This is a genomic window from Polaribacter sp. IC066, assembly GCF_007997085.1.
In the GTDB taxonomy this organism is placed as follows: domain Bacteria; phylum Bacteroidota; class Bacteroidia; order Flavobacteriales; family Flavobacteriaceae; genus Polaribacter.
Map to the genome: position 1 here is coordinate 46,664 of NZ_VORR01000003.1, position 15,573 is coordinate 62,236.

The window sequence follows — 15,573 nt, forward strand, 5'->3', positions numbered from 1 at the left end:
AGAATACTCAAATTTAAGATACTTTTATTATAAAGTCAACTGTGTTATCACGCAGTTTTTTATTATTCTTGCACTATGAAAGAAGGTTTTGGCGAATACACCAGAAAAAGAGTTTCAGATGTACCCATAGATTTAAAAGATCCTAGCTACAAAGAGTACGCAAAAAAAGTACCTCAATTTATTGGGCAAGCCGTTTATATTTATTCTTTTGAAAAAAACAGAATGTTATATGCTTTTGGTTGGGAAGATTTATTAGGCTATAAAAATGAAGAAATTACTTTGTTAAAAATAGTAGGTAATACTTCAAAAAGACACTTCAACTTCTCTAACGAACTAAATGACAAAGCACTACAGTTTTTGGCAGGCATTAAAAAAGATTTAGATAAATATAGTTTTACCATTGAAGTAGAAAAAATTCATAATGATGGTACTATAATTCCGTTGTTTTCTCGGGTTGGTATTTATAAATCAAACCAAGGAACTATTTTAGAAATAATTGGTATTTCAGAAAGAATTCATTCTAGAAAACTAGGCGCTATTATGCAATATGCCGCTTTTGGACCAAAACTTTCTGGATTTGAAGAAACCCTAAACGATCAATTATTTAATAAATTAGGCATTTCTAGAAAAGAAATAGAAGCTTTAGAGTTGGCTGCTAAAGGTTTCGGTTTTAAAGAAATTGCGAACCAATTACATGTTAGTCAATCTGCCATAGAAAAAAGAATTATGCCACTTTACAAAAGATTTCAAGTAAAAGGATTAACACATTTAATCAGTTTTGCGTACGAAAATCATATTTTATAGGTTTACCTTAGCAATTTTATGTTCTTCAATACCAATATCTAATAACATTTTTTTCCAAGTATCTTTATGTGCTATATCTTTAGGTTGCTTATTTCCTAAAACCCAAATTATATTTTTGTTCTTTAACAAAGCTCTATTTTCTTTATTTTCTGGCTTTAGCGTATCTATGAAACTTAAAAGCTTTTTTGGGGATATTAACTCGTCTTGTATGGGCTCACTTGGGTTTATATCATCAATCATTACATAATCTGCGGTTTTCCAATTCCATATTTCATGAGATTCTAAAACATCACCCTCATCTTTAAAGAAATAATTGAACATTTTTATCGCACTTACATACAAACAACTGTTGTTTCTTATGCTTAATTCATTTAAAATCCCAACACCTAAACTTGTTTTTCCTGTATTTAAAGAACCAAAAATCAAAAGATGTTCGCCATCGGTTTTACTGGCACCTAAAAAAGTATCTACTTTTAACTTGTTTTCATCCTCTATGTGAAAATCCCATTGACTTAAACGAAACTGAAAAGGAAAACGCGCATAGAATTGGTACATTTTAGTAATAAACCAATATCTAGTGGCAAAGAGTAAGTTCATGGTTAAAATTGATAAAACAATTAAGACTGCTGTATTTTTACCTTCACTAATAATTAAGCTAAATAAAAAAGAACCAAATGCAAAAAAACAAACATCTGTAAATGTATCAAAAGCTGCATTAGCCCATTTTGACTTAAACTTATATTTTGTTTTTTTGGATAAAAATCATATCAGAACTAGAGGTTCTCTTCCTTAATAATGGTCCTAAAAAATTATACGTTTCAAAAAGTAACCAAAAAACTGAAACATATATTGCGGATTTTATTTCATCAACATTAAAGCAATGAAATACTAAAAAAGCAGGAATAAAACCTAAAGAAATATGGCCAAACTGATTTGCCAACCAAGCGTACGTTAAAGTAATACCTCTGTGTGAATCTTTGCCTATTGCATCATCTTTTAACTGTTTTAAAATTCTGTTGAGCGGGATTGTCTTTTTCATAAGAGAAATAAATGTTCTCAAATATAGATTTATTTTATCATTATTAATTTAACACCTATAAATTAACACTCATTTTACAGCAAAAAAAGTATCTTTACCACGCAAAGAAAGCTTTTAAAACAAATCAAACAAAAGACAAAATGACAGAGAAAAACGTTGCCGAAATTTTAAAATCAGATGCATTTTTACAAGAGGTAAGCTTAAAAGGTTGGGTAAGAACTTTTAGAAGCAACCGGTTTATTGCTTTAAATGATGGTTCTACTATTAACAATATTCAATGTGTTATCGACTTTGAAAATACAGATGAAGAAATTTTAAAAAGAATAACAACTGGTGCTGCAATCGCTATTAAAGGAACTATTGTAGAAAGCCAAGGAAAAGGACAAACCGTTGAAATACAAGTTTCTGAAATTGAAATTTTAGGAGATTCTAATGCAGATGAATATCCTATTCAACCTAAAAAACATAGCTTTGAGTTTTTGCGTGAAAATGCCCATTTACGTGTTAGAACAAATACATTTAGTGCCGTAATGAGAGTGCGGTCTAAACTATCTTTTGCTGTTCATAAATATTTTCAAGAAAATGGTTTTAACTATGTAAACACACCAATTATTACGGGTTCTGATGCAGAAGGTGCTGGAGAAATGTTTAGAGTTACCAATTTTGAAGACAACAAGGCTCCTTTAACTGAAGATGGAAAAATAGATTATTCGAAAGATTTTTTTGGTAAAGAAACAAATTTAACGGTTTCTGGACAGTTAGAAGCAGAGACTTTTGCAATGGCTTTAGGAAAAGCTTATACTTTTGGGCCAACTTTTAGAGCAGAGAATTCTAATACAACCCGCCATTTAGCAGAATTTTGGATGATTGAGCCAGAAGTTGCTTTTATGGATTTGGATGGAAATATGGATTTGGCAGAAGATTTTATCAAGTCGGTTTTAAAAGATGTGTTAGAAAATTGTAAGGACGATTTAGAGTTTTTAGATCAACGTTTAACACAAGAAGAAAAGAGCAAACCACAAGCCGAAAGAAGTGAAATGAGTTTGCTAAATAAATTAAAATTTGTAGTATATAATAATTTTAAAAGAGTTTCTTACACAGAAGCTTTTGATATTTTAAGAAATTCTAAACCTAATAAAAAGAAGAAATTTCAATATCCAATAAATGAATGGGGCGCAGACTTACAGTCTGAACACGAACGTTATTTGGTTGAGAAACATTTTAAATGTCCCGTTATTTTATTTGATTATCCTGCAAATATTAAAGCATTTTATATGCGTTTAAATGATGATGGAAAAACGGTCAGAGCAATGGATGTTCTTTTTCCTGGCATTGGTGAAATGGTTGGTGGCTCTCAAAGAGAAGAACGTTATGATGTTTTGGTTGATAAAATGAAGGCGTTAGATATTGATGAAAAAGAATTATGGTGGTATTTAGATTTACGTAAATATGGTACTGCTGTGCATTCTGGTTTTGGTCTAGGTTTTGAGAGATTGGTGCAGTTTACTACCGGAATGAACAATATTAGAGATGTAATTCCTTTTCCTAGAACTCCTCAAAATGCAGAATTTTAAAGAAAAAATAAAATTAAATAGCACAATCGTCATTCCTAAAAAGAATGGCGATTTTATTTTAAGCTATTTCCTATATTTGTGTATATGCTAAAACAAAGCCTTCAATATAGATTATTACAAAAGCTATCTCCTCAACAAATTCAGTTGATGAAGTTAATTCAATTACCTACACAGGCTTTTGAAGAACGTTTAAAACAAGAAATTGAAGAAAACCCAGCTTTAGATACTGGCAAGGAAGAATTAGATTCTATCGATGATGATTTATCTAATGAATATGACGACGATGCAGGTACAGAAAAAATTGAAGCTGAAGATATTAACATCGATGAATACTTAAGTGATGATGAAGTACCAAGCTACAAAACACAAGCAAATAATTATTCTGCGGATGATGAAGAAAAAAATGTACCGTATGCCGCAGGAACTAGCTTTCATCAATCTTTAAAAAACCAATTAAACACGTATAGTTTTAGTGAAGAAGAACAAGCTATTGCAGAGTTTTTAGTGGGGAGCATTGATGATAGTGGCTATATAAGAAGAGAAATTATAGATTTAGTAGATGATCTTGCCTTTACTGCAAACGTTTTTACAACAGAAGAAAAAGTGGTTTCTATATTAAAAAGAGCTGTGCACACCTTAGATCCTATTGGCGTAGGTGCAAGAGACTTAAGAGAATGTTTAATTATTCAATTAAAAGCAAAAGACAGTACTAAAATAAGAAGTTTAGCGATTGAGATATTAGAAACAGCCTTTGATCATTTTGTAAAAAAACACTACACAAAACTTCAAGAAAAATTTAATATTTCTTCTGATGAATTAAAAGAAGTTAATACAGAAATTTCTAGATTAAATCCTAAACCGGGCAGTTCTTATGCGGGCAATAACAAAATTGCAGAGCAAATAGTGCCAGACTTTTCGATTAAGATTATCGATGGGGAATTAGATTTGGTCTTAAACTCAAGAAATGCTCCTGAATTGCATATTTCTAGAGAGTATAACAATATGTTAAAAGGATACCAAGAATCTAACACAAAGAGTAAGTCTCAAAAAGATGCCGTATTTTTTATCAAACAAAAGCTAGATGCTGCAAAATGGTTTATAGATGCTATAAAACAACGTCAGCAAACTCTTTTAGTGACCATGAACACGATTATGCATTATCAATTAGATTATTTTTTAACAGGTGATGAGCGCAACTTAAAACCTATGATTCTAAAAGATATTGCAGATAAAATAAAAATGGATGTTTCTACAGTTTCTAGAGTTGCCAATAGTAAATATGTATCTACCCCTTATGGCACTAAATTGATTAAAGAATTCTTTTCTGAATCTATGAAAAATGATCAAGGAGAAGAGGTATCTACCAAAGAAATTAAAAAGATTTTAGAAACTGTTATTTTAGAAGAAGATAAAAAGAAACCTTTAACAGATGATAAATTATCTAAAATATTAAAAGAAAAAGGCTACCCAATTGCAAGAAGAACCATTGCCAAATACAGAGAACAGTTAGACTTACCTGTGGCTCGTTTAAGAAAAGAAATCTAGTGCGTTTTTACAAATTCATATCCACCATTTTAAACCCGATTGTAATTCCTACAATCGGGGTTATGCTATACTTCTTATTAACGCCAAGTAATTTTCAAAGCAATCAGAAATTAACGGTTTTAAGTTTGGTTTTTACGGTTACCTATTTAATTCCTTTATTAATTTTAATTCTTTTTAAAAAATTAAAGGTTACTAAAAGTTACGAACCAAACACTATAAAAGAACGAAAATTACCCGTTGCCTTAATGATTGTATTATTTTACCTTTTAGGCAATACTACTAGTCATATCGGTAATTTAGCATTACTTTTTTATGCAACTTCATTCGGATTAGTTTTTATTTATATCCTATTCTTTTTCAATATCAAAGCAAGCATCCACCTACTTTCATTAGGTTTATTTGCGGGCTTTTTTATGATTTTAAGTATTATTTACGCTCAATCTTATATTCTTTTAATCATGATACTCTTATTGCTTTCTGGAGTTTTGGCAAGTGCAAGACTAAACTTAAAAGCACACACCACCAAAGAAATATATATCGGCTTTTTTATTGGTATTGGTGCCCCTTTGCTAGTTTACCTTCTATTATAGAATATAAAATATAAGTCCGAATTTTAAAATACTAGAGTCCATTGCTTCTCCGTTTATTTGCGCATTTGTAAAAGTTGGAGTAAGATTATAAAAAAGATTAAGATTCACTTCGTCATACCCCACAGAAAGTGTTAAACCGTATTGAAATTGATTATAAGCACTTACGTTTTGATAGCTAAATTTAGTAGCATTTTCTACAAACTCAAATTCGTTAGAAAAATTATACAAGAATTTTACCCCTCCATAAATTCTCCAAAAATCATATTTTTTTGCAGTAGATGTTCTTAATCTAAACTCTAAAGGAATCTCTAAATTATGCGATTTAAACACATTAGAAGTAAGAGTACTAGAAGTATTAAAAACAGTTACCTTGTTAATTTCTTGTACTTTTAATTCATGATTAAAAAAATCAAAACCATAACCGATCCCAAAGGCAACCGATACGTTTCCTTTTTTGTTTAAAATAATGTCTTTTATAAAACCCATTGAGATCGCGTACGAAAAACCACTTCTACTTATCTCTTTTGGTTGATTAAAAAATTGAGCATAAGAAATCGATGCATAAATTTGATCTTCAGCATATCGATCTCCTAATTGCAAGGAATCTTTTTGAGCTGATATACTCAACACAAAAAACATTAAAAATATTAAAAATACAATCTTCTTCATTTTAAAGTAACAAAAGATGAATATACGATACTTTGAGAACAATCATTTAAACTCTTAAATAAAAAAAAGGGTTTAATTCGTAAGAATTAAACCCTGTTATCATAAAATAATTTTTACTAATTCTTTTTACCTGCTGTAGTAGAATAGTTAATTTTAAGAGCATTTACATCTCTTAACTTTAATCTAATATCTATAATAGTTCCTACATTAGACTCTTTATCAGCTTTGATAGAAGTTGTCATAAGTGGTATTAACTGTTCGGCAATCTTTTCTCTTTTACTTAAAATAAAAGCAGGCACTTGATCTGCTGTAGAAATTTTGTCATTCAGTTGTATTTTATTAAAACCTACTCCATCTCTATTAGCATCTTTAGATTTACCCACATAGATTGTACTTACCAAACTTTTGTCCTCTAACTTTTTAATTTCAGTGGCCGCAGGTAGTCTTGGGTTTTCGATTACTAAATTAGTTTCTCTCATAGTTGTTGTAACCATAAAGAAAAATAGTAACATAAAAACGATATCTGGTAAAGACGCTGTATTTACAGCGGGCATCCCTTTTTTCTTCTTTCTAAACTTAGACATTTGTTTAATTTTAAATTAATTAAGAGGTTGGTTCTGCATCAGAAATAATTTGAGGATATGATATTTTTATATCTTCAACTTTTCTTCTTAACTGCTCAACTCTATTTTTTAAATCTGCACTTTTCTTAGCATCTTTAAAGGACTCCTCTAATTCTTCAAAAGAGATACCGTAACGCTCTCTAGAAAGACGATCTCTTAATTCGTTATAGGCTCTTAACAACTCATTTTGAACAATAATGTAGGTACCATATTCTGTACCTCTATCACTTTGAACAGAAACAATTGCTTTGTTAGGATGATCTGAAGATGCATCACTTCTTTCTCCTTTACAGTAATCACAAGCTTTACCAGGAGTACCGTCTTCATCAGGATTCCCTGTACCTCCACCATTATCTATAAAAGCCATGGCAGCTTCTTTTAAATCTTTAATTTCCATACGATCTCCTTCTACAAGAAGTTCGTTATTTCTATTAATATTTACCTCAAAGATATTTTTTTCTTTAATTACAGGCGGCACATAATCTATTGGCGGTTTTTCTGATAACTTCTTAGAGACACCTGAATCTACATTCATGGTTGTAGTTACTAAGAAGAAAATTAATAACAGAAAAGCAATATCTGCCATCGAACCTGCGTTAATTTCTGGATTTTCTCTTCTTGCCATATATTTATGATTTAACTAATCCTTTTAATAAATCGATTACAAAGAATATACCTGCTATACCACCTAAAATAATGCTATACCAAATACCTGCTCCTACCCAACGATTCACAGAAGACCCCTCTTCACCACCTACCTCAACTTTACCTGCTGCGTTGTACACTACATCACTATCAGACAAGAAGTAAGCAATAAATAAAAGCACTGCTAATACTGCTATACCACCTAAAGTTTTCTTTAAATTTTCTGGGTTTCTAATTAAACTCCATAAAGACAAAGCGATCGTTACAATTACTGCTATGATAAATAACCAAGTAGAAAAAGATATTAACGGGCTTACTACACTATTTTGAAGTTCTACGTCTGTTACTAGAGCCTCGGTATCTTCCATAAAAATTCTTATGAAAAGAAAACCACCAATAAGGGCTATCACAGCAATTAAAATATTTAAAATTTTATTACTTTTCATATTGAATATTATTTTTTATACTTAACTAATAAATCTATCAATGAGATAGAAGCGTCTTCCATACTGTTTACAATACTATCGATTTTTGCAACGATATAATTATAAAAAATTTGAAGAATAATAGCCACAATAAGACCAAATACCGTTGTTAATAAGGCTACTTTAATACCACCTGCAACTACTGCCGGAGAGATATCATTTGCTACAGCAATATCGTTAAATGCTCCAATCATACCAATTACAGTACCCATGAAACCAAGCATTGGCGCTAGTGCGATAAATAAAGAAATCCAAGAAACATTTTTCTCTAATTGCCCCATTTGTACACCACCATAAGAAACAACTGCTTTTTCAGCTTGCTCTACACCTTCGTCAACTCTATCTAAACCTTGATAAAAAATTGATGCTACAGGCCCTTTTGTATTTCTACAAACTTCTTTTGCAGCTTCTACTCCACCAGAACTTAAAGCATCATCTACACTTGCTAACAACTTTTTTGTATTTGTTGTAGCCATGTTTAAATAAATAATTCTTTCAATTGAAATAGCCAAACCTAAAATTAAGGCTACTAATACAATTCCCATAAATTCTGGACCACCATCAATAAAGTTTTGCTTTAAAATTTGGTGAAACGTTTGTGATTCTGTTGCTGCTGCTTCCTGAGCGAAAGTGGATTGTATAGCTCCAAAAAACATAAATCCTGTTACAGATAAGACATTTACTACTTTTTTCATCTTTGTTATAGATTAATTTTAATTGTTAATGGGTTAAAGATATAAATTTTCATCTCAAAAAAAGAAAAAATGATAAAATTTCTATTATTTAATTAAGAAATCTCTTCTTTCATTTTAGAGACTGCCAAGTAACAAAAAATGTTATGCATAAAAAAATTTTTTTACGCTATTTCTCTCAATAGGCTCATTTTATTGCGAAAATATTTGTGTTTTGACAAATTATGAATCATTTAGTTACCTAAACATCAGAAATTTCTCCTCTTAAAGGTTTTTCAAAATAAAAAGTAAATTCTTTTACAGATAAATTTTTATTCAATAAATACATTAATTTTGCAACTGCAGATTCTGTGGTAATATCTTTTCCACTGATAATTCCTATTTCTTTTAAACCAAGACTTGTTTCATAATGCCCTTGCATTACGCTTCCTCCTGCGCACTGCGTTACGTTTATAATTTTTATATTCTTTGAAATAGCAACTTTTAACAAGTTTAAAAACCACGGTTTGTCTAATGCGTTCCCTGCGCCATAAGTCTCAAGAACAACCCCTTTTAAATTGCTGATATTTAAAATACTATGAACCACATTCTCTGTAATTCCTGGAAATAGTTTTAGAATAACAAGATCATCAATCAATTCTTTTCTAACGATTAAATCTTTTAAACCTCCTTTCGGTTTGTATAAAAAATATTCATTAAAGTTAAGATGCACCCCACTTTCTGCTAAAGCAGGATAGTTCATAGAAGTAAATGCTTCAAATTGTTCGGCATTTATTTTTGTTGTTCTATTAGCTCTGTATAGTTTATATTCAAAATACAGACAAACTTCAGAGATTATTGGCTTACCGTCTTTTTGAGAACAGGCAATTTCTATAGATGTAATCAAATTTTCTTTTGCATCTGTTCTTAAATCGCCAATAGGCAGCTGCGAACCTGTAAAAATAATTGGCTTTTGTAAATTTTCGAACATAAAACTTATCGCCGATGAAATATAAGACATGGTATCTGAACCGGTTAAGACTACAAATCCGTCAAACTTCCTGTAATTGGTCTCAATTGTTTCGGCAAGTTCTTTGTAAAATAAAATATTCATGTTTGAAGAATCTATAGGATCCTCAAAAGAAATACTTTTAATATTGCAGTTTAATTGTTCTAATTCTGGAATATTTTCTATTATCTGACTAAAATCAAAAGCCTTTAACGCCTTTGTTTTGTAATCTTTGATCATTCCTATTGTTCCGCCTGTGTAAACAATTAATATGTTTGGTTTTTTTGACATTATGACATTAATTCTTAATAAATCCTTAAATTATATCTCTTTACATACGCCAACAAACAATTTTTATTGACAAAAATCATCTTGGAATACTTTATGTTGTAAATTTATCAAACAAATATGAAATACAATTTTTAAAATAATAAAATTATGATCGGATTCTATGTATTAATTGGTATAATAGCGCTCTTAAGTTGGTTTGTAAGCAATCAATTGAAACAAAAATTTAAGAAGTATTCTCAAGTTCATTTAAAAAATGGAATGAGCGGTGCAGAAATTGCTACAAAAATGCTTGCAGACAATGGTATTTTTGATGTAAAAGTAATTTCTACCCCGGGTAGATTAACAGACCACTACAACCCACAAGACAAAACTGTAAATTTAAGTGAATCGGTTTACAGCCAAAGAAATGCTGCTTCTGCTGCCGTAGCTGCGCATGAAGTTGGGCACGCTGTGCAACATGCGCAAGCTTATAGTTATTTAACAATGCGTTCTCAATTGGTACCTATTGTAAGTGTTACCTCTAAATACTCGCAATGGTTAGTTTTTGGTGGTTTAATTTTAGGAGCTGCCTCTAGCGCAACAGGTATCGGTTTTTATATTGCCGTTACTGGTTTAGTCTTTATGGGGTTTGCTACACTTTTTAGCTTTATAACGCTACCTGTAGAATATGACGCTAGTAACAGAGCTTTAGCTTGGCTAAAAGATAAAAACATGGTAACACCAGATGAATATGCTGGTTCTAAAGACGCCCTAAAATGGGCAGCTAGAACTTATTTAGTTGCTGCGCTGGGTTCTTTAGCAATGCTTTTATATTGGGGAATGCAAATTTTAGGAGGTAGAGATTAGTCTCAAAAATTCTTTTTATATTTCATTTTTTTAGCAACAATATTAATTTAAAACAAAATACTCTTGAGAAAAAGTCAAGAGTATTTTTTTTATTAGGAAACTTTTTTGAGATTATCCGCGTATTACTTTTATAGAAAATAGCACTCTGTTTATCGGAAAATTAACCCAATTCGTCCGATTTTGATTTTTACACTTTAACAAAATACAGACTTTTGCAGTGTTAAACAAAGAACAGACCTCCTTAAGAACCCATCCGTTTTTCCGGACAAACAATTTTACCGGAAACCTCAACATCAAAAATATTAAGCAGCATTTTTCTAATAAGCTCTCAAATGAAATTTTATACAAAAATTCTTTTTATTCTTTTCTTCGGAGTTTTAACAACATTTTTTAAATACGAAATTAAGGGTAAAATTATTGATGAAGAAAATCAACCTTTGCCTTTTACGAATATTATTTTGTATAAAATTGGTAACGAAGCTAACCCAAAAGGAACAGTCTCTAATGACAAAGGGGAGTATACGTTGGAAAATATTGCTTCAGGGAATTATTCACTAGAAATCTCTATGTTAGGTTTTGAAATTGAAAAAATAATTGAATCTAGGTTAGAGACAAATAAGGTTTTTAACATCACTCTAAAAGAAGAAATGCAAACTTTAAACGAAGTGGTAGTAAAAAGTAAACGCCCAGTTATTAAACAAACTGCAGAAAAACTAATTGTCAATTTAAAAAATCAGAAATGATCTATACAAATCCTAATTACCCTAAATGACTATCAGAAATATCAATAAATTATTCATATTAAAAACGGTCAACCTTATTTAGGGATCGTCAACAAGAAGTAAAAAAAGGACACAAAAACAACATAAGAAAACCAAGCTTTGAAAACAGGATAAAAAAAAGACAAGAAACAAGACTAAACTGATTTGAGAAACGAGCTTAAAAAAGATTAAAACTCGAGATTTTGAAAAATTTAGGAACAAAACCAAAAAAAAATTAAAACCCTTTCTTAAATACATTATTGCACATTAACAAAAGACCTGAAATTTTTTATGTCTATCACCTCAACTTTTAAATCATAGGTGTTTTCAAAAGTTTTAGGAATTTTTACTTTCTGTTTGTTACTCCATTTAAACTCATATGCAACTATTGAATCATGCGAAGTTTCTACATAATCAACTTCTTGTTGCCTTGTTGTTCTCCAAAAATAAGCTTTAGAATAATTTTTATTGTACAAATTACTTTTTAGACGTTCTGTAACTAAAAAATTCTCCCACAACATTCCTTTGTCTTGTCTTAAATTAAGACTTCTAAAATCTCTAATAACTGCATTTCGAATTCCTAAATCGTAAAAATATATTTTCTGACTTTTCTTTATTTCAGATCTCAAATTTTTACTAAAACTAGGCAATCTAAAAATAACATAATTATTTTCTAAAATATCTATATACGCACTTACCGTATTTTTATCGATGCCTAATACTCTAGAAAGTTCATTAAAACTTACCTCTTGACCAATTTGATAGGCCAATGCTTGTACTAATTTCTCTAAAATTTCTGGTTTTTTAATTGAGTGATAGGGTAAGATATCTTTATACAAATAACTATCTGCCAAATTGGTTAAAAGTTCTATTTCATCACCCAAATTATTAATAATATCTGGATACATTCCGTATAAAATACGTTGTTCTAATTGTTGTGTAGCTTTTAAGTAACCAACATTACTCTCAAACTCCTTCCAGGAAATTGGTAATAAACTGAATTGAAATTTCCTACCAGTTAAAGGTTCGTTAGTAAGGTTCTTTAATTCAAATGCAGATGAACCACTTACTAAAAGTTGTACCTCTTCAAATTGGTCTGTAATTATTTTTAAAGTCAAACCAATATTCGGAATTCTTTGCGCTTCGTCTATAAACACAAATTTAAAATCACCAATAATAGATTTTAACTGTTCTGTATTTACATGTTCTAACAATGCCCTTACAGTTGGATCATCACCATCTAAAAAAAGGTGCTTCTTCTCTTTCAAAATAGTATGTAACAAAGTCGTTTTACCCACTTGTCTTGGCCCAACCAAAACAATAGATTTTCCTTTTCCGTACTTTTCTATAATTTGAGAGTATAACTGTCTTTTTATCATGGAAACATCTTAATTCACCAAATATACGTATATTCAGTGAATAATTTCACCAAATATACGTATTTACAGTGAATACACTAATCAAAATAGCTCTATTTATAAATCAAAAAGCTGGTACATAAGTCTATTCGTCATTGAAGGTTTGTTTGAGATATTTAAAGATTGCTAAAATGAAGATGTATTTCTATTGAAAGTATCTTACGAAGTAAAAAAAAGTAGTAAAAACAGATCCACTCTTCAAAAACCTCTTGGATTTCTGATTAAAAGATTGCTTCGTTCCTCGCAAAGACGAGAAAATCTATTAATTTGGATTTCAACTAAAAAAACCTTCTTGATTTCTCAAAAAGGTTTTTCTGTTTTTATATAACTTAAAAAATTACCTCGTTTGTTTCTTTTTTGCAGGAAATAAACCAAATGTTAATGCCAACCCTACAGCAGCAAATACTCCTGTAAAAAAATCTAAAATATCATTTTCTAACTTAAATATGAATATTAGAGCAGTACAGATTACTAAAATAAAAATTCCTAAACTCTTATAGGTATTCATACTAATTTTTAACCTTGTTTCTTGTCTCAAAACAGTCTTGTCTCTTACTCTTAATCATTCAACTTCAAAACAGCCATAAATGCTTCTTGCGGAATTTCTACATTACCAACCTGGCGCATTCTTTTCTTCCCTTTTTTCTGCTTTTCTAATAACTTACGTTTTCTAGAAATATCTCCTCCATAACATTTTGCAGTAACATCTTTACGCAAAGCTTTAGTAGTTTCACGCGCAATGATCTTTGCACCAATTGCTGCTTGAATAGGAATATCAAACTGTTGTCTTGGTATTAATTCTTTTAATTTTTCAACAATTTTTTTACCAATATGGTATGCATTGTCTGCGTGTAATAAAGCAGAAAGTGCGTCTACTCCAGAACCATTTAATAAAATATCTACTCGTACTAATTTCGATTCTCTCATACCGATAGGATGGTAATCAAAAGAAGCATATCCTTTAGAAACTGTTTTTAAACGATCATAGAAATCGAAAACAATTTCCGCCAAAGGCATTTCAAAAATTAACTCAACTCTTTGCGTTGTTAAATATGTTTGATTGATAATTTGACCTCGTTTTTCGATACACAAACTCATTACTTGCCCCACAAAATCGGACTTTGTAATAATAGATGCTTTGATAAAAGGTTCTTCTACTCTATCTAATCTTGACGGATCTGGCAGATCTGTTGGATTGTTAAGAATAAGAATTTCATTTGGGTTCTTCTTTGTGTAGGCGTGGTAAGAAACGTTGGGAACTGTTGTAATTACAGTCATATTAAATTCACGCTCTAAACGTTCTTGAATAATTTCCATGTGTAGCATTCCTAAAAACCCACAACGAAAACCAAAACCTAAAGCAGCAGAACTTTCTGGCTGAAATACCAAAGAAGCATCATTTAATTGCAGTTTTTCCATAGAATTACGCAATTCTTCATAGTCTTCTGTATCTACCGGATAAATACCTGCAAAAACCATTGGTTTCACATCTTCAAAACCATCAATAGTTTCAGTAGTTGGTCTTGCGAAATCTGTAATAGTATCTCCTACTTTTACTTCTTTTGCTGTTTTTATTCCTGTAATCAAATACCCAACATCACCTGTTTTTACAGACTTCTTTGCAACTTGTGTTAATTTTAACGTTCCGACTTCATCAGCAAAATATTTTTTACCTGTTTCCATGAACATTATTTCTTGACCTTTTTTTATCTCACCATTTAAAACTCTAAAATAGGTTTCAATACCTCTATAAGAGTTGTAAACAGAGTCGAAAATTAAGGCTTGCAAAGGTGCATCAGGATCTCCTTTTGGAGCAGGTATTTTATTGATAATCGCTTCGATAATCTTATCGACACCAAAACCTGTTTTTCCACTTGCGTGAATAACATCTTCTGGTTCACAACCTAATAAATCTACAATATCATCGGTTACTTCTTCTGGGTTAGCAGAAGGTAAATCTATTTTATTTAAAACAGGAATAATCTCTAAATCATTCTCTAAAGCCAAGTATAAGTTAGAAATTGTTTGCGCTTGTATACTTTGCGCAGCATCTACAATTAACAAAGCCCCTTCACAGGCAGCAATAGATCTTGAAACTTCATAAGAAAAATCTACGTGCCCAGGAGTGTCTATTAAATTTAAAATATACTGCTCTCCGTTGTGCGTATAATCCATCTGAATGGCGTGCGATTTTATAGTAATTCCACGTTCGCGCTCCAAGTCCATACTATCTAATAACTGATCTTTCTTCTCTCGATCTGTTACAGTACCAGTAAAATCTAACAATCTATCTGCTAATGTACTTTTACCATGATCGATGTGAGCAATAATGCAAAAGTTTCTAATATTCTTCATTCGTTAAATTTGAGTTCTAAAATAGATTACAAATATACGGGATTTAAAAAGCAGAAACAATAAAACATTTTTGTAAAGTATTGAAACTTATGACTGTTTTTTATTTTATAATTTAAAATCGTTCTTATCCGATAAAAGCCTCAAAATTGCTCTACTTTTAGAACCAACCTACCTTCCGGCAGACAGGGAAACAAGATTTAAACCCTAGCTATCTGACAAAGACACATAACCTGAAATAAAAATATCTA

Annotated in this window: 17 protein-coding genes; 6 read left to right on the top strand and 11 right to left on the bottom strand. The window is 30.6% G+C overall.

Annotation, left to right across the window (positions count from 1 at the left end; translation table 11 throughout):
- The first annotated feature begins 75 nt into the window (after window positions 1-75).
- A complete protein-coding gene (locus tag ES044_RS01500) occupies window positions 76-804 on the top strand; it encodes a response regulator transcription factor (RefSeq protein ID WP_147117557.1) in 729 nt (242 codons plus the stop codon).
- Here the strand turns inward: ES044_RS01500 and ES044_RS01505 are convergent.
- A complete protein-coding gene (locus ES044_RS01505) occupies window positions 799-1,401 on the bottom strand; it encodes a hypothetical protein (RefSeq protein ID WP_147117558.1) in 603 nt (200 codons plus the stop codon). The genes ES044_RS01500 and ES044_RS01505 overlap by 6 nt on opposite strands.
- A 139-nt stretch (window positions 1,402-1,540) precedes the next feature.
- Window positions 1,541-1,843, bottom strand: coding sequence for a hypothetical protein (locus tag ES044_RS01510; RefSeq protein ID WP_147117559.1), 303 nt, complete (start codon window positions 1,841-1,843; stop codon window positions 1,541-1,543).
- 140 nt (window positions 1,844-1,983) lie between these two features.
- On the opposite strand from ES044_RS01510, the gene asnS reads away from it, so the two are divergent.
- The 3 genes from asnS (at window position 1,984) to ES044_RS01525 (ending at window position 5,552) form a co-directional block, all read left to right on the top strand.
- Window positions 1,984-3,417 carry an asparagine--tRNA ligase gene (gene asnS / locus ES044_RS01515; protein WP_147117560.1) on the top strand — a complete coding sequence of 478 codons (1,434 nt, stop codon included), beginning with the start codon at window positions 1,984-1,986 and terminating at the stop codon, window positions 3,415-3,417.
- 84 nt (window positions 3,418-3,501) lie between these two features.
- Window positions 3,502-4,962 (top strand): RNA polymerase factor sigma-54, encoded by a 1,461-nt coding sequence (gene rpoN, locus ES044_RS01520; RefSeq protein WP_147117561.1) that lies wholly within the window; start codon window positions 3,502-3,504, stop codon window positions 4,960-4,962.
- 62 nt (window positions 4,963-5,024) lie between these two features.
- Window positions 5,025-5,552, top strand: coding sequence for a hypothetical protein (locus tag ES044_RS01525; protein ID WP_147117562.1), 528 nt, complete (start codon window positions 5,025-5,027; stop codon window positions 5,550-5,552).
- On the opposite strand, the gene ES044_RS01530 is transcribed toward ES044_RS01525, so the two are convergent.
- The 6 genes from ES044_RS01530 to ES044_RS01555 all read right to left on the bottom strand — a co-directional run bounded on the left by ES044_RS01530 (window position 5,547) and on the right by ES044_RS01555 (window position 9,945).
- Window positions 5,547-6,221, bottom strand: coding sequence for a porin family protein (locus ES044_RS01530; RefSeq protein ID WP_147117563.1), 675 nt, complete (start codon window positions 6,219-6,221; stop codon window positions 5,547-5,549). The genes ES044_RS01525 and ES044_RS01530 overlap by 6 nt on opposite strands.
- A 116-nt stretch (window positions 6,222-6,337) precedes the next feature.
- A complete protein-coding gene (locus ES044_RS01535) occupies window positions 6,338-6,805 on the bottom strand; it encodes an ExbD/TolR family protein (protein WP_147117564.1) in 468 nt (155 codons plus the stop codon).
- Window positions 6,806-6,824: 19 nt separating this feature from the next.
- Window positions 6,825-7,469: an ExbD/TolR family protein gene (locus ES044_RS01540; RefSeq protein WP_147117565.1), complete on the bottom strand. Its 645-nt coding sequence runs from the start codon at window positions 7,467-7,469 to the stop codon at window positions 6,825-6,827.
- A gap of 4 nt (window positions 7,470-7,473) precedes the next feature.
- Window positions 7,474-7,935 carry a hypothetical protein gene (locus ES044_RS01545; protein ID WP_147117566.1) on the bottom strand — a complete coding sequence of 154 codons (462 nt, stop codon included), beginning with the start codon at window positions 7,933-7,935 and terminating at the stop codon, window positions 7,474-7,476.
- Window positions 7,936-7,943: 8 nt separating this feature from the next.
- The gene (locus ES044_RS01550; RefSeq protein ID WP_147117567.1) at window positions 7,944-8,669 is read right to left on the bottom strand and encodes a MotA/TolQ/ExbB proton channel family protein; all 726 of its coding nucleotides are present in this window, start codon (window positions 8,667-8,669) and stop codon (window positions 7,944-7,946) included.
- Between the two features lie 238 nt (window positions 8,670-8,907).
- Window positions 8,908-9,945 (bottom strand): asparaginase, encoded by a 1,038-nt coding sequence (locus ES044_RS01555; protein ID WP_147117568.1) that lies wholly within the window; start codon window positions 9,943-9,945, stop codon window positions 8,908-8,910.
- Between the two features lie 147 nt (window positions 9,946-10,092).
- On the opposite strand from ES044_RS01555, the gene ES044_RS01560 reads away from it, so the two are divergent.
- Together ES044_RS01560 and ES044_RS01565 are read left to right on the top strand one after the other, a co-directional pair.
- Window positions 10,093-10,791, top strand: coding sequence for a zinc metallopeptidase (locus ES044_RS01560; protein WP_147117569.1), 699 nt, complete (start codon window positions 10,093-10,095; stop codon window positions 10,789-10,791).
- Between the two features lie 332 nt (window positions 10,792-11,123).
- On the top strand, window positions 11,124-11,534 hold the full coding sequence (locus ES044_RS01565; protein ID WP_189663140.1) for a carboxypeptidase-like regulatory domain-containing protein: 411 nt from the start codon (window positions 11,124-11,126) through the stop codon (window positions 11,532-11,534).
- 275 nt (window positions 11,535-11,809) lie between these two features.
- Here the strand turns inward: ES044_RS01565 and ES044_RS01570 are convergent, their stop codons facing one another.
- From ES044_RS01570 to lepA, 3 genes are all read right to left on the bottom strand, one after another.
- Window positions 11,810-12,931, bottom strand: coding sequence for an ATP-binding protein (locus ES044_RS01570; protein WP_147117571.1), 1,122 nt, complete (start codon window positions 12,929-12,931; stop codon window positions 11,810-11,812).
- A gap of 376 nt (window positions 12,932-13,307) precedes the next feature.
- Window positions 13,308-13,478: a hypothetical protein gene (locus ES044_RS18405; protein WP_189663141.1), complete on the bottom strand. Its 171-nt coding sequence runs from the start codon at window positions 13,476-13,478 to the stop codon at window positions 13,308-13,310.
- Window positions 13,479-13,528: 50 nt separating this feature from the next.
- Complete coding sequence (gene lepA, locus ES044_RS01575) at window positions 13,529-15,325, bottom strand: translation elongation factor 4 (RefSeq protein ID WP_147117572.1); 1,797 nt, start codon at window positions 15,323-15,325, stop codon at window positions 13,529-13,531.
- Window positions 15,326-15,573: the final 248 nt, after the last annotated feature.